The following is a 15,385-nucleotide window of genomic DNA, read 5'->3' as shown; positions in this document are numbered from 1 at the left end:
CGGAGATTGATACCGGCCTGCAGGTAGTCCATCTCTTCGAGATGTTCACGCCAGCGCTGGTCGATAATCCGCAACATCACCTGACGCTCGACCTGACGAAGGACGTCCTCACCGAGCTCCGCCTCGCGCTGTGCGTAGTGGGCTGTGGCATCGGCCATGACGAGTTCGTAGATCTCGTCGGTGTCAGCGCAACCACGGAGCTGATCTTCGCCGATCGAGTTCGGCCAATACAGAGTGACTTCTCGGGCCAAGCCTTCAATGTCCCATTCGTCATCGGCAACCGACGCACAGTGCGTCGTGATCAATGCATCGATGGCATCGGTGAGGTATTCGGTTCCGGCGGCACGGAGGTCTTCACCGTCGAGAATCTGATCGCGGCGCTTGTAGATGATCTTGCGCTGCTCGTTCATCACCTCGTCGTACTTGAGGACGTTCTTGCGAATCTCGGCGTTCTTGGTTTCGACCGTGGTCTGAGCACGCTCGATGGCCTTCGTGACCATCTTGGCTTCGATTGCCTCGTCGTCCGGCAACGCTTTGCCCATCACGTAGCTGAGCGCACCGGTGGCGAACAGGCGCATCAGGTCGTCGTCGAGGCTGAGGAAGAAACGGCTTTCGCCCGGGTCGCCCTGACGGCCTGAGCGGCCGCGTAACTGGTTGTCGATTCGACGGCTGTCATGACGCTCTGAACCAATGACGTACAGGCCGCCGAGGCCACGGATGATGTCGCCCTCGGCTTTACACGCAACCGAGTACTCAGCGAGCAGCGTCGCATAACGGGCCTGCGCCGCTTTGCGATCCGTTTGGAACTCTTCGGGCATCTGATCGAGTGGCACGGGCAGCTCGAATTCAGGAGCAAGGAGCCCGACGTCAAAGCCCTCCTTCAGCACGTCATGGCGTGCAAGACCTTCGGGGTTGCCGCCGAGCAAAATGTCAACACCGCGACCAGCCATGTTCGTGGCGACCGTGACGGCATTTTTGCGGCCAGCCTGCGTGACGATATCGGCCTCGCGCGTGTGCTGCTTAGCGTTCAAGACTTCACGTGGGATCTGGCGCTGTTCGAGCAAACGACCGAGATGCTCGGAGCGACCCACACTGGCAGTACCCACCAGCACCGGCTGGCCCTTGGCATGGCGCGCTTCGATGTCGTCGATGATCGCGTTGAACTTGGCCTCTTCGGTCTTGTAGATCAAGTCGGCTTCGTCGAGACGCACAATCGGCTGGTTCGTCGGAATCGGGACGACGGCAAGCTCGTAGGTGCCCATCAGCTCGGCGGCCTCAGTCTGGGCCGTGCCGGTCATGCCTGCGAGCTTGTCGTAGAGCCGGTAGTAGTTCTGCAGCGTGATCGTGGCGAGCGTCTGGTTCTCTTCCTTGATCTTCACCCCTTCCTTGGCTTCCACCGCCTGGTGGATGCCTTCGGACCAGCGACGACCTTCGAGGATGCGGCCGGTGAACTCGTCGACAATCTTCACCTCGCCGCCTTGCACGATGTAGTCCTTGTCGCGCTTGTAGACCTCTTTGGCCTTGAGCGCGACCGTGAACTGGTGCACGAAGTTGGCCTGCACGTCGTCGTAGAGGTTGTCGACGCCAAGCGCAGCCTCGACGGTCTCGATGCCCTGCTCGGTCGGCACGACGATGCGCTTGTCTTCTTCGTACTCGTAGTCCTCATCGCGCTTGAGTGAGCGGACGATCGATGCGAAGCGATAGTACAGCTTCGCTGCATCAGCAACGCGACCGGAAATGATCAGTGGGGTACGTGCCTCATCGATAAGAATCGAGTCGACTTCATCGACGATGCAGAAGTTGTGACCGCGCTGTTGCACCTTGGCTTCGTTCGTCGGCGCCATATTGTCGCGCAGGTAGTCGAAGCCCAGTTCGTTGTTGGTGCCGTAGGTGACATCGGCGGCATACGCGGCCCGCTTCTCGGCAGGCGTGGCGTTGCGACCAGGCAGAATCAGGCCGACGTCCATACCCATAAACCGGTAGATGCGACCCATCAGCTCTGACTGGTACTGCGCAAGGTAGTCGTTGACCGTAACCAGGTGAACGCCCTTCTCAGAAAGTGCGTTGAGGTACACCGGGCCGGTCGACGTGAGGGTCTTACCCTCACCGGTCTTCATCTCCGCAACCCAGCCGAAGTGCAGCGCAGCGCCACCCATCATCTGGACATCAAAGTGGCGTTGCCCGAGCACGCGGCCAGCGGCCTCACGAGTCACGGCAAATGCTTCAACGAGCATGTCGTCAAGTTCTTCACCATTGGCCAGGCGCTGGCGGAAATCGGCGGTCTTACCAGTGAGCTGATCGTCAGTGAGAGCAGACATTTCGGCTTCGAAGGCATTGATCTCCGGGACGATGCCCTGGAGTGCCTTCAGCTTCTTGCCTTCACCGGCGCGGAGGATGCGATCGAGAATGCCCATGTGGGACAGATGCTATCGGCGGGATGAGTGCCCCGAAGTGGCACCAATGCCACCGTGACGGGGGTCCCCATCTGCTCAGGCTGCGGTGAGTTGACCAAACGGCAGTACCTTGCCGCGACTCCGGGAACTCCCCGGTGCCGGCGTCGACGCAACAGCTGCGAGCACGACATCACGTGCGCCCTGTTGCAGCAGAGCGTCGCGGGCTGCGTGCAGCGTCGCACCGGTCGTGACGACGTCGTCGACCACGAGTACCGACGTGCCAGCGACATCGGGACGGGCCGCGAATTCCGGCGCAACGAGCCGCTCCGCCCGGCTCAAACCAGTCTGGGCCAGTGCTCCTCCGCGTCGATCAAGCAGACGGCGGCAAGGCAGGCCGAGTTGCCGTGCGACGGTGCGTGCGATTTCCTCACCTTGATCGAACCCGCGGTGACGGCGTCGCTTCGCACTCGTCGGGGCCCAGGTCACCGACTCGAGATCGGCGTAACGCCCGCTTTCGACCAAGCGGTTGACCAGCAGACTGCCGAGATGCCGTGCAACCTGACGCCGGTTGCGGTACTTCAACGACAGCACCACATCACGCGCCCGCCCAGCGAACGAAACTGCAGTAATAACCCCGTGCTCGTACGTTTGGGGCAGCCGACCAACGAGTGCGATACGACAGGTAGTGCAGATGGCAGCACCCGGTCGCTCGCAGCCGGCACAACGTGTTTCGAACATCATGTAGCCCATCATGACGATGGGGTGTCACAGAGTTCGGCGGCGCCCACCGTGCTGATGACCGATACCACCCGCCGCGAAGACCCCGACGGTGAGGACCCCAATGACGAGAAGCTCGACCTGATTCGACAGGGCATTCATCTTCTCAATCTCCGTCAACGATGGCCGTGGTCCACTCCCCAGGCGAGGCCGATCCTCGCTGACGGGCCCGTAGTGGAGCGGTCCGCCGAGCTCGACACCCAGGGCTGCAGCAGCCGATGTCTCCGCCACGCCGGCGTTCGGCGACGGATGCGCCGACGCGTCGCGGCGGACCATGGCAACGATCTGGCTCGCGCGGCGAGGGCGGACAAACATCACAGCAAGGGCAAACAGGCGAGCCGGCACAAAGTTCGCAACATCATCAAGGCGCGCCGCGACCTTTCCGAAACGCTCGTAACGAGCGTTGCGACGTCCCACCATTGCATCCATCGTGTTGATGGCCCGGTACGCAAGCGCACCTGATGCTCCGCCGATTAGCCCCCAGAACACTGGGGCGACCACGGCATCGACGGTGTTCTCGGCCACTGATTCGACCACGGCCGCAGCAATCCCGGCCTCGTCGAGTTGCGACGTGTCGCGACCGACCAAGCCGCGCAGGGCAGCACGGCCAGCATCGACTCCATTGGACCGGACGGCAGCTTCGATCTCACCGCCCAGACGCCGCAGTTCCGGCCCGGCAGAAGCGATGCCAACGGCGACTGCCGGATTCCGAATCAGTCGGCCTGCTCCGAGGCCGACCATCGTCCCGAACAGCGCGTAGAGCGTCCCGGCGGATCGACGGTCTGACCAGATCGTTCGCTCGACGAGACCCATCAGCGAGCCGAACCACGCCACCGGATGCCAGCGGTTCGGCAGTTCCGGCACGAGCCGATCAGCAAGCAACCCAATCGCAATCCACGTCGCCCTCCGACGGAGCACTCCCCCAACATTCATCGCTTTCTCCACTCCGCGACACCTGCCCCGACAGCGGCATGGACGACCCTCGCAACACTCCCGCCCCATTTCGATCGTGGACCGGCGAACTGGATCGACTCCGAATTCACCAGACCGACCGGCCAGAGCACCACGACTGCATCGGTGGCCGTGCCCGTCCCGTCGACGCCGTGCTCAATCAACGCCTGCGTCTTCGCTTCGGTGGCGGTCATCACGACGTTCACCGCCGCTGCAGCGGTCAGCGATTCCGACAGTTGCACGACGATGTTGATCGTGCCGGGCCCGTCAGGCTTCTCGTCAGGCTTCCCGTCAGGCTTCTCGTCAAGCTTCTCGTCAGGCTTCTCGGCGGCCGCCCAGGTTGGTGTCGAGATACCAACCGTGGCGTCAACCCGAACGCCGCTCTCGCCAGCCGATGCCACTGCTCCGACATCGGCTGCGGTGAGCATCATCACGCCCGGCCCGGCGAGCCCAAGGTGACTCCCTACCTCGGCGGCGTGGACCTCCAGATCGTGCCGCCCATAGAGCGCAGGAACCTGCAGGTTGACAACCCAATTGACCATGCCCGATCCGCCACCTACCGGCGCCGACGACAGCTGGTGGCGCTGCTGCTCACAACGCCAGAGCAGGCACCGTTGGCCATCAGGCAACGTGACAAGCTCCGCCACGATCGGTTGCAACGCACTCACTCGTGGGCCAGCCGTTCCAGCGCCTGCGCCACGGCCCCAAGGCCGTCATCGTCGGGCACGGCGATTCGGAAGGTGCCCGGCATTCCAAAGCTGGCGCAGTCGCGAACCACGACGCCGAATGGAGCGAGTCGAGTGCGTAAATCGTCTGCTTCCACGAGCACCCACGGAGCGTCGGCCGCACGAACTGACCATCCGTACGCCTCGAGTAGCGACGCGAGTGTTGCTCGCTGTCTGGCGATTCGCGCCTGCCATCCAGTGAGGTCGGCCTGCCGGAGTAGTTCGGGAAGGACCGCGAGCGCCAACGAGCCGATCGGCCACTCTTGCTGCCTCTGGGCCATCCGCCCGACATCGTCGGCAATGACGTACCCGAGTCGCAGGCCCGGACAGGCAAACGTCTTCGTGAGCGAGCCAACGATGACGCCAGGACGGACTGCCGACCACCGTCCAGTCGCCAACGGATAAAACGCCTCGTCCCACACGTCAGCGTGGACCTCGGCGCCGGCAAGGCTCCCGCCCGGGCTGTGCGGGTCACTCCGCCAGATCGGCCCCTCGTTGCCACGCGGGTAGAGCGAAAACTCGGGCTCGAGCGCGACACCACCTCCGATTTCGCTGGCAACGAGCGCAATCGCCTCACTTCCACCATTCGTCAGGCAGAGCCGATTGATATCAACGTCCAAGACATCGGCCAACAATCGATGAGCTGCATCAGCCGACGGGTAGCGACGGACCGCCGCGGCGTGCTCCCGAACCAACCGTTCGACGTCGGGGGCAAACGGGTTCAGATTCTGTGACAGGTCGAGCATCGATGCCGGGTCGAGGCCGAGGCTTTCAGCGACCGCTCGCGCATCGCCCCCGTGCGAACCCGCAGGTGAGATGCCCTGCGTCGCCATCGCCGCAAGCGTAGTTGGCACCTGCCCCTCACGTCCCTACCCACCTCCTTACTCAAACCCGCTACTCAACCCCGCTACTCAACCCCGCTGCTGGTGGTTCTGCCCGCCCCCTGTCCGCGCTGCCAGTCGGCCGGTGCCGCCACCACCATGCTCATCCGGATTTGCGCGCGCCGTGACCGGAGATGGTCGCTACGGTCCAGCCGATGTCCGGTCTCGCTTCGACCCGTCGCGTCATTCCCCTGATTCCTCGGGATCGATTTCCTGAACGCCTCGTTCGCTGCGTGTTCGGCCTGTTCATGTTCGGCCTGGGCATCTCGATGCTCATCGATGCCGAACTTGGCGCAGCCCCGTGGGACGTTTTCCACACCGGCGTCAGCGAATTAACCGGCATCGGAACTGGCCAAATCATCATCATCACGGGCCTCGCCCTGCTCCTGATCTGGATTCCGCTCCGTGAGCGTCCTGGCCTCGGGACGATCCTCAACGCTGTCGAGATCGGCCTGGTCGTCGACTTCACCCTCCCATTGATCCCGAGCACCGACCTCCTCATCCCCCGTCTGGCATTGATGTTCGGCGGGATTGTCGTGATCGCCGTTGGTTCTGGCTTCTACATCGGTGCCGGGCTCGGGCCAGGCCCACGCGATGGCTTGATGACGGGGCTCTCGAAGCGTTCGGTCGGCTCGTATTCGATCTCGACTCGCGTCGCGCGCACCTCGGTCGAACTCACCGTGCTCGCCGTCGGCATTGCGCTGGGCGGCTCCATCGGTATCGGCACGGCTGCGTTCACCATCGGCATTGGCCCTCTCGTCCAGATTTTCCTGCCGCGTCTCGCGATGCAGCCCACAGTTGTATCCGCACCGGCCTGAAGCGCGACCTGCTGGAGCATCGCTCGCTGACCCCTGACGCGGCGATGGGCCCCGACACCGTCGGGGCCCATCGCCAGTCAGGTTGCTGAATGCCTACTCAGTAGCGGTAGGTCTCGGGCTTGAACGGCCCCGACGGGTCCATGTCGAGGTACTCGGCCTGCTCGTCGGTGAGCTGCGTCAGCTTCACGCCAAGGGCGTCGAGGTGCAGACGGGCAACCTTTTCGTCGAGGTGTTTCGGGAGCACGTAGACGCCGAGCGGGTACTGCTCGGTCTTGTTGAACAGCTCCATCTGCGCGAGCACCTGGTTGGTGAACGAGCACGACATCACGAAGCTTGGGTGGCCGGTGGCGCAACCGAGGTTCACGAGACGGCCCTCAGCGAGGATGATGATTTGCTTGCCGTCTTCGAACTTCCAGACATCGGTGCCAGGCTTGAGTTCGTCACGAACGGCGCCTGAGCGGGCGAGGCCGGCCATGTCGATCTCGTTGTCGAAGTGGCCGATGTTGCAGACGATCGCGTTGTGCTTCATTTTTTTCATCGACTCGATGCTGATCAAGTCAAAGTTGCCCGACGCGGTGACGAAGATGTCGATGTCTTCGACGCAGTCTTCGAGCGGCATGACCTGCAGACCTTCCATGGCGGCCTGCAGCGCGTTGATCGGGTCGATCTCGGTGACGATGACGCGAGCCCCCTGGCCCTGCAGCGACTGGACGCAACCCTTGCCGACGTCGCCGTAGCCGAGAACGAGAGCTGTCTTGCCGCCGATCATGACATCAGTGGCGCGAGAAATCGAGTCGACGAGGCTGTGGCGGCAGCCGTACAGGTTGTCGAACTTCGACTTGGTGACCGAGTCGTTCACATTGATGGCCGGGAACAGCAGCTCGCCGTCTTCCATCATCTTGTAGAGGCGCTTGACGCCCGTGGTGGTCTCTTCGGTGACGCCTTTGACGCCAGCGGCCATCCGGGTCCACTTGCCGGGATCGGTCTTCAGCGACTGCTGGAGTAAGCCGAGAACGATCGCCAATTCGGCATTGGGAGCTTCGGTCGGATCGGGCACCGCGCCGGCCTTCTCGAACTCGACGCCCTTGTGCAACAGCATCGTGGCGTCGCCGCCATCGTCGAGAATCATGTTCGGGCCGTCGTAGACCTCGCCGTTCGGGCCCTCAGGCCACGTCATCATCTGGTCGGTACACCACCAGTACTCCTCCAGTGTCTCGCCCTTCCAGGCAAAGACGGGAACACCCTGCGGATTGTCGATGGTGCCGTGCGGGCCAATGACCGTGGCCGCGGCTGCGTGGTCCTGCGTCGAAAAGATGTTGCAGCTGGCCCAGCGGACCTCGGCGCCGAGCGCGGTGAGTGTCTCGATGAGGACGGCGGTCTGGATCGTCATGTGCAGCGAGCCAGAGATGCGGCAGCCGGCAAGCGGCTTCAACTCGCCGAACTCCTTGCGGGTCGCCATGAGGCCGGGCATCTCGTGCTCGGCGAGGATCATCTCTTTGCGGCCGAAGGGCGCCAGTTCAAGATCGGCGACGCGGAAGTCTTTGGTCTGGGCGAGGCGCGAGAGTGCAGTGTCAGTCATGAGGGGACCCCTTAGGAGGCATGGTTTCGGAATGCCAAGCGCCGGTTGGCGTCTGGCTCTTCGAACCGGGCCGGGGCCTTCAGGCACCGATCGAATCAGCCCGGTGATTCGGTGCTCACAGCCTACCGGCCTCTCCGTTGTCCCGGCAGAGCCGTCGAGGTCGGCTGTGCTCAGTCGTCGAGGACGATGGCGTACACGTCGAGGATGTAATCGACCGAACCGTAGGCGTTGAACGCTTCGACAACGTGCTTGTCGGTGACGACGCCATCTTTATCCCTGATCTTGCCGAACTTGACGAGCGACATGTTCGGCACTGCTTCGCCGACACCGAAGTTGATGTTGGCCGACAGCGGATTACTCGAGAGACCGCCAGGCACCAACTGCAGGAATGATCCTGACTGATCGGAGTCGTCCGGGTCGAGCTTTTGGAGGCCAACAGCAAAGAGATCACCAATGAATCCCTGTTGCTTCGGGTTCGACTGCTCGTTGGCAGCACCCGGGTTGAGCGTGACCGATTCAGCGAAGTTCTCGAAACTCCACTGCTCTGTACTGCCGTGCTGTAACGGTGCATCGCCGAACTCGGCGAGGCGAGTGTCAAATGCTCGGAATGGAGCCTCCAACGGGACCACGCGACCACTGTTGGTCGATGCATCGCCTCCGGACTTGAAGTAGCCGAGCACGTCGACGACGAGGTCCATGTCACCCTGGTGGTTGTAGAAGTGCACCTTGCCATCTGGGCCGATCGGCACAATGGCCATGTTTGCCTTAATGTCACCGGCGTGGGCGAACGAGCTCGCCGTCGGCTTGTCATTGGGGCCAAGCGCCTTCGGAGTCACCGACAAGAAGGTGTCCTTGCTGCCCGGCTTGTTGTTGACGAGCGCCAAGTTGACCATGACCGCAGTGATTGACTCATCGTTGGGCACGATGTCGGTGACCTTCGGCTCGACGGCATCGACGCCACGGATCTGCAGTTCCATGCTGTCATCAGCACCGAAGCTGCCGCCTCGGGGGTTCGGTGACGTTCGGGTGTCGAGAATACGACCCGGATTGACGATCTCGAGGCGCGAACCAGCGACACTGTACTGCGAGGTCGAAATGAAGCCGACGACGTCAACAACGACGTTGGCTGTACCGGCTCCATCCATGTACAAGTTGAATGTGATCGAGTCATCCTCGCCGATACCCACGATTGCGAGATTCGGCACGACCTGACCTGCTGCATAGGTGATCAGTGCCGAAACCTCACCTTTGCCGTCTGGGCCACCGAACTCGAAACCCTTCGGGTACGCCGCCAGATAGCCGCTCCGCGTCGGGCCGACGACCGAAATGGTCGCCACGACCGCCAAGATGTCAGTGGAGTCTTCAGGAAGATCACCGAGCCCCAGCGGACTGAAGTTGAACTCGCCGTCGGTGATGTTGGTCCCTGGCCCGAAACCGGCCGACTTCGGACCCTTCGGCGCAACGTCGTTGATGCTGTAGGCGCCGGGGCGCGTGTCCAGGATGCGCGTTGGAGTGAGCGGGTGGAACTCGCCACCGGCATCGATCGACGTTTGCGCTAACACAGCGCTGCCCGTCGGAGCGACGACGGCAGTCAAGGCCGCCACGCTCGCACAAGCGAGCGCTGCGCCGAAAGTACATCGGAACCACTTCTTCGAACTCATCTGGGGCATCGTAACCCATTCGTCATAAAAGGCAGGTTCATCAGACTCACCCACTCAAGAAAACGTTCGTTTTCAGTCATCGGCAGCGTCTGGACATTCTTGAACGTTTGGACGGGTTCGCGCCGGTTCGCGCCGACTCGCTGCTCTTGACTCGCTGCTCTTGAATCGCTGCCCAGTGACTCGGTGCCCGGTGCCGTGGCGGGGTCAGCTGAACGTCGGAGCGATGCCCGCATCGCCGATGACCGCCATGAGCCGACCGTGCTCGTCGGCATCGACCGTGGTCGATTCGTCAATCAGCATGACCGGAATGTCGTCGCGGATTGCGTAGCTGCGCTGCAGACGAGGGTTGTAGAGCAGGGATTCTGCTTCGAGGTAGTAGAGCGCGCCCTTGTCTTCGGGGCAGGCAAGAATCTCAAGAAGAGCCGGAGCGAGTGACATGTCGGCAAGGCTACGGGATCAGCTGGTGATCATCGTCAGCAGCTCGGTGACCCGGTCGGCACAGGTATTCCGATCGGCAGCTTCGAGGTTCAACCGCAGCAACGGCTCAGTGTTCGATGGGCGCAAGTTGAACCACCAGTCGCCGCAGTCGACAGTTAGGCCGTCGAGGCGATCCTGGTCGTGACCGCTGTGTGCGCGACTGACCTGTTCGATCACGTTGGCAGCATCATCGACCTGGGTGTTGATCTCGCCACTGGCGACGTACCGCTCGAACGGGGCACGGACCGCTGACAGCGGCCCGCCTGATCGCCCGACTTCGGCCATGACCATCAACGATGCGATCAAGCCGCTGTCGGCGTTGAAGTTCCGAGCGAAGTAGTAGTGAGCGGAGTGCTCGCCACCGAAGACCGCTCCGGTGTCGGCCATGATCTGCTTGATGTAGGAGTGCCCGACCTTGGTCCGCACCGGCACGCCACCGTGTTCGGTGACGACCTCAGGAACGCTCTTCGAGCAGATCAGATTGTGCAAGATCGTGGCGCCCGGCGCAGCGCGCAGCGCCGAGACCGCAAGCAGCGCGGTGGTGGTCGAGCCGCTGAGGCCCTCACCGAGTTCGTCGACGACGAACACGCGGTCGGCGTCACCGTCAAAGGCCAGACCGATGTCGAAGCCGCCCGACTTGACCCGGGCTCGCAAATCGCGTTGGTTGGCGGGCTGCAGAGGATCTGCCGGATGGTTCGGGAACGTGCCGTCGAGTTCACCGTACATGACCTCCAGTTCAACGCTCGGGATGCGTTCCATCACCGCCGGGACCACGAGGCCGCCCATGCCATTGGCAGTGTCGGCAACGACTCGCATCGTTCCGATGTCGGCGAGGTCAACGAAGGTCAACACGTGCTCGGCAAAGTCGCTCAGCACATTGCGTTCGCTGTGCAACCCGGCTGAAGCCGCCGGCTTCGGGCCGCCGCCCTGAAGCACTTCTTCGGCAACTCGCTTGACGTCGAGGAGTCCAGTGTCGACACCGACCGGTCGAGCACCTGCCACGCACAGCTTGATCCCGTTGTACCCGGCAGGATTATGCGAAGCGGTGAACATCGCACCAGGCGCATCCAGCACGCCCGAGGCGTAATACATCAAGTCGGTCGAACCGAGGCCGAGATCGATCACGTCGATGCCCTGGTTCAGGACACCACGCGAGAACGCCTCGACAAACTCAGGCCCCGAGGGGCGCATATCGCGAGCGATAACGATCTGCTCGGCGTCCGAGTTGGAGCGAAGGAAGGAGGCGAAGCCGACTCCGAGCGCATGGGCGACGTCAGCATTGAGCTGATCCGGCACCGTTCCGCGGATGTCGTAGGCCTTGACGATCTGATCGAGAACTGACATGTATTTGCGAGGCTAGCGAGGTACCGGTGTCAGTGACCTGGACCGGGATTGTTGTCGTTGTCGTTGTCGTTGTCGTTGTCGTTGTCGTTGTCGTCGGTGTTGATCACCAGGTTTGATTGTTGCTGACCCACATCGAAGGGACTCGGCAGAGACACCGGCGTTGGATCAACGACCTCGGAAGCAGCTCGCGCCGGCGCCCAAACATCGGGGACCAGTGCAACGTCGTTCAAGGCGAACTCAGTGTCGCCAGTGTCGCCAGTGTCAAGCGCTCGATGCAGGCTCCAGGACGGCAACTCGCCGACGAACTGGAGATCACCACGGCGGCGCCAAAAGACGCATAGCGCGATACCCAGCGCCGTGAGTGCGTAGAAGAACCAATCGAGGCTGCTCTTTCGGTACTCCATCCGGACGTCGGTACTCGTCGGCACGACCACCATGTGGTTCGGCGAGACGCGGTACGGGCCATCAGCACCGCTGACGTGCCAGTTCGGGAAGTAACTCACTCGAACGAGTACAGGTACACCGATCTGGTCGACGGTGAACTCAACTGACTGCTGCCCGATTTCGATGTCGGTCACGGTGATCTCTGGCAGCGCGACCGGAACGATTTCCTGAACCGGCAGCACGTAGTCGACGTTGCGACTCCGCTCCCCCGGCTCACCGATGCGGACGTCCATGTCGATGTCGACATCAATCCGCTGCCAGCTCTCGGGACCTTCATCGGCGGGGATCGCAGGCCAGTCGTCACGGCGCTGGAACCAACTGGTCCCCAACTCGAGGTTGCGCTCACGCTGGTCGCCTGCACGCTCGTTGACAATCACGGGCTGCACGGTCAGCGGTTCAACAATGCTCGAACCGGTGACCTCATAAATATCCCACGGTGCCGAGGTCGTGATGAAGCGCAACTCGTCCTGATCGCTGGCCTCGGCCTTGGCGGCATCGGTCCGGACCATCAGATAGCGGACCCCGAGGTCAAGCATGTGCCGCACACCCACTTCGGCGTCGTTGTTGGTGTAGCGCAGCTCGCGGACCGGGTTCGAGGAGCTCTCAGAGACTGCAGCGGCGGTAAGAAAGTGGTACGGCGTGGTGCCCGAGGCCTCGAAGAACAGACCCTCCATCGAGCCGATGCAGCCGTCGGTCCAGTGCGGCAGCAACATCAATGCCATTGTCGTGCCGTACTGACCGTTGTCGGAGTTGTTCTCCCACAGTGCGCGACCGCAGCCGTTGGTCTGGCCGATCTCGTCCATCTGTGTGACCAGGGCGTTGTATTCGGGAAATTGGGTCCGTGCTTCGTAGCCACCCCAGTTGTATCGAGTCCATCCGTCGGCGACGGCACGTCCCGCGTCGGCCGTCTTGCGGAACGGACCCCACGCGTACACGCTCGTTGCAGCGGCCTCTTCGGTCCCTTCTGTGACGATGACCCGACCATCGAACGGCAGGGTCTCATACATGAACCCGAACACGGTCAAGCAGCTGAGCCCAATCGCACTCGCGGCGAAGGCGCCCTCGAACGGGTTGAGCTCGTGGCTCGCGAGCCGCTTGCGGGCGCCATTGAAGACCCACGTGATCAGCTCGAGTCCGCCGATCACCATCAGCATGTAGCGCAGCAGGTAAACGAACGGCAGCAGACGCGGGTTCCACAGCAGGCCGATGCCCGGGAGGCTGTCGCGGGTGACGTAGACGAGTCCAACGAACACCAGGGTGGTCAATCCGAGTGCAGTGCCAGTCAGATTCCGGCGCATGATCATCGCCACGAATCCGATAATCGCCAGGCTGGTGATCAAGAAGTCGAGTGCGGTGGTCAATGGGAAGAACATGTCCCAGAACGAGTCAGTGGAGCTACTCGGACGGAACCCGTACTTCATGTCGGTCATGAACTCGTGGCCGAAGAGGAACGGGCCGACCCACCAGGCCGAAAGCAGCAGCGTGGTGACACCGGTGCTCACGGCGTACCAGGCGCGCTTGGCGTCAATCCAGACGAGCGACATCACGATGGCGCCGACCGCGACGAAGATGAGAACAATGCCATGCGATACGGCGGCGAGGGAGAGCACGACGGCCGCCCACACACGGAAGCGGCCCGTGCGGAGCCCGTGTGCGAGTAAGCCGAAGCCGAACATCGCCAGGGTCAGCGCGATCGAGAACGAGTACTCGCCAGCCATTGTTGATTTGACGTTGCCGCCATAGATCTCGAAGCTCTCGTCGAGTAAGAAGCAGATGCTGGCGAAGGCGAACAGCTCGGGGATCGGCTGACGGAACTTGGCAAGGCGACCGAACGTCCAGCAGGCCAAGGGAAACAGAAGTAGCCCAGACGCTGCCACGATCTTGAAGGCAACGCCGTAGGGGACAAATGGCACCGCGTCGAGGAGCACGATTGCCAGCGCCGGGATGACCATGTAGAAGCGGTACAGCGGGAGGCCGCCGTACCAGTCCATGCTCCAGCCGCTCAGCTGGAAGTTCGGGAGGAGGTTGTCGCGAAGGAACGCCGGGGCCCAGACGTGAGCACCCATATCGCCGCCGGTGGGCGTGGTGTTGTCAAGCAGCAGGTCGCGGCTCGGAGACAGCGGGTTGAAGTGGACGATCAGCATCATGATCACCGTCGTGGTCACCAATGAGGCGGAGGTGACCAGCACCCGAGCGACTCGCTCATTGGTCCACTCACGATTCCACCATGCGACCGGACGACGCAACACGCGCCGGACTGCACGTTGTACGAGCGGGACGGTGAGCGGGACGGTGAGCGGGACGGCGAGCTGGTCGCTCGCTGTGAACTCGCGGTCGAACCTCTCCAAGAACTCGGCGGGGTCGTCGTCGCCCGAGCCGGCGGTGGGGGTCTCTACATCATCAGTCATACAACGCAGACCATTGTGACAAACCGAACTCGGCTCACAGCGTCACTCCGCATTTGTTCATGACACGACGCAGGCGTCGGACTGCACAGAGAGCGCACTGATGCCGGTCAGAGAACAAGAATAAGACCGGTGAGGTTAAACCCGATATGGGCCGTGATCGACATGCCGAGGCGCCCAGTGATCTGGGCACAGAGACCAAGGATCAGACCGAACGCGAAAAGGCCGGGGTACTCGACGGGTCGGAAATGGATCAACGCGAACAAGGCTGCGACGCCAACGACGACGAATGTGTCGTTGAAACGAGCGAGCAGCGAACGCTGCAGCAGTCCGCGGTAGAAGAGTTCCTCGACGACCGGAGCGCCCAACACGACGAGCACGAACAGCAGCACCGTCATCAGGCCGCCAGCGCGATCAACGAGACCTTCTGCATTTCGTTTCAGCTCGTCGTCGCCAAACACTGTCGGCCAGAGATTCTCGAGCGGGAGGTACACGAGGCGGATGACGACGAGCTGAGCCAACACGCCGATGCCGAATCCAATCGCATCAATCGGCAGCATCGAGATGCCGAAGTCGTTGACAGGGTCTGCGGTTCCGGAACGTTCCGAAACCGTCCACATCCCTGCGATGTAGGCGAACCAGGTTGCAGCCAGCGCAACTGCCAAGACACCGATCGGCGTGTCGGTGCCGCCGGTCTCGCCGGAGATACTGAGCACGATGACCGACAGCACCTGCGCTACAAACCAGGCTGCAAGGAATGCGACGACCGCGCTCGTGGCATCGATCGGCGACAGCGTTTGCGATGGACGGATCCCGCTGCGCACGACAGGCTTGCGCGGATCAGTCATCGGCGCAACGCTAACGGCGACCGGCCACCCGCGAATAATGTCGCGAATGATGTCGCGGCACCGTCAAGTTCAGGCAACGCTG

12 protein-coding genes are annotated in these 15,385 nt (G+C 62.4%); 1 reads left to right on the top strand and 11 read right to left on the bottom strand.

Annotated elements, in window-relative coordinates; all coding sequences use genetic code 11:
- From secA to ACH2EI_RS14365, 5 genes are all read right to left on the bottom strand, one after another.
- Nucleotides 1-2,414 (bottom strand): preprotein translocase subunit SecA (gene secA / locus ACH2EI_RS14385; protein ID WP_395153720.1); only part of this gene is annotated, 2,414 nt, incomplete at its 3' end.
- A gap of 75 nt (nt 2,415-2,489) precedes the next feature.
- Nucleotides 2,490-3,134 carry a ComF family protein gene (locus tag ACH2EI_RS14380; RefSeq protein ID WP_395153719.1) on the bottom strand — a complete coding sequence of 215 codons (645 nt, stop codon included), beginning with the start codon at nt 3,132-3,134 and terminating at the stop codon, nt 2,490-2,492.
- A 24-nt stretch (nt 3,135-3,158) separates the two neighbouring features.
- Nucleotides 3,159-4,103, bottom strand: a complete 945-nt coding sequence (locus ACH2EI_RS14375; protein ID WP_395153718.1) for a cobalamin biosynthesis protein — start codon at nt 4,101-4,103, stop codon at nt 3,159-3,161.
- On the bottom strand, nt 4,100-4,789 hold the full coding sequence (locus ACH2EI_RS14370) for an adenosylcobinamide amidohydrolase (RefSeq protein ID WP_395153717.1): 690 nt from the start codon (nt 4,787-4,789) through the stop codon (nt 4,100-4,102). The genes ACH2EI_RS14375 and ACH2EI_RS14370 overlap by 4 nt, the downstream gene beginning before the upstream one ends.
- Nucleotides 4,786-5,679, bottom strand: a complete 894-nt coding sequence (locus ACH2EI_RS14365) for an aminotransferase class I/II-fold pyridoxal phosphate-dependent enzyme (protein WP_395153716.1) — start codon at nt 5,677-5,679, stop codon at nt 4,786-4,788. Before ACH2EI_RS14365 ends, ACH2EI_RS14370 begins: the two co-directional genes overlap by 4 nt.
- A gap of 203 nt (nt 5,680-5,882) precedes the next feature.
- Here ACH2EI_RS14365 and ACH2EI_RS14360 point away from each other — a divergent pair, with 203 nt between their 5' ends.
- Nucleotides 5,883-6,545 (top strand): YitT family protein, encoded by a 663-nt coding sequence (locus ACH2EI_RS14360; protein WP_395153715.1) that lies wholly within the window; start codon nt 5,883-5,885, stop codon nt 6,543-6,545.
- 97 nt (nt 6,546-6,642) lie between these two features.
- On the opposite strand, the gene ahcY is transcribed toward ACH2EI_RS14360, so the two are convergent.
- The 6 genes from ahcY to ACH2EI_RS14330 form a co-directional block, all read right to left on the bottom strand.
- The gene (gene ahcY, locus ACH2EI_RS14355; RefSeq protein WP_395153714.1) at nt 6,643-8,124 is read right to left on the bottom strand and encodes an adenosylhomocysteinase; all 1,482 of its coding nucleotides are present in this window, start codon (nt 8,122-8,124) and stop codon (nt 6,643-6,645) included.
- Between the two features lie 170 nt (nt 8,125-8,294).
- The gene (locus ACH2EI_RS14350; RefSeq protein ID WP_395153713.1) at nt 8,295-9,785 is read right to left on the bottom strand and encodes a hypothetical protein; all 1,491 of its coding nucleotides are present in this window, start codon (nt 9,783-9,785) and stop codon (nt 8,295-8,297) included.
- A 204-nt stretch (nt 9,786-9,989) separates the two neighbouring features.
- Nucleotides 9,990-10,223, bottom strand: a complete 234-nt coding sequence (locus ACH2EI_RS14345) for a Trm112 family protein (RefSeq protein ID WP_395153712.1) — start codon at nt 10,221-10,223, stop codon at nt 9,990-9,992.
- 18 nt (nt 10,224-10,241) lie between these two features.
- The gene (gene manB / locus ACH2EI_RS14340; RefSeq protein WP_395153711.1) at nt 10,242-11,606 is read right to left on the bottom strand and encodes a phosphomannomutase/phosphoglucomutase; all 1,365 of its coding nucleotides are present in this window, start codon (nt 11,604-11,606) and stop codon (nt 10,242-10,244) included.
- A 29-nt stretch (nt 11,607-11,635) separates the two neighbouring features.
- Complete coding sequence (locus ACH2EI_RS14335) at nt 11,636-14,458, bottom strand: hypothetical protein (protein ID WP_395160533.1); 2,823 nt, start codon at nt 14,456-14,458, stop codon at nt 11,636-11,638.
- A 107-nt stretch (nt 14,459-14,565) separates the two neighbouring features.
- Complete coding sequence (locus tag ACH2EI_RS14330) at nt 14,566-15,303, bottom strand: CPBP family intramembrane glutamic endopeptidase (protein WP_395153709.1); 738 nt, start codon at nt 15,301-15,303, stop codon at nt 14,566-14,568.
- Nucleotides 15,304-15,385: the final 82 nt, after the last annotated feature.

The sequence above is a fragment of the Ilumatobacter sp. genome, from assembly GCF_041688325.1.
Taxonomy (GTDB): Bacteria; Actinomycetota; Acidimicrobiia; order Acidimicrobiales; family Ilumatobacteraceae; genus Ilumatobacter_A.
This window is presented reverse-complemented; position numbering and strand designations above follow the sequence as displayed.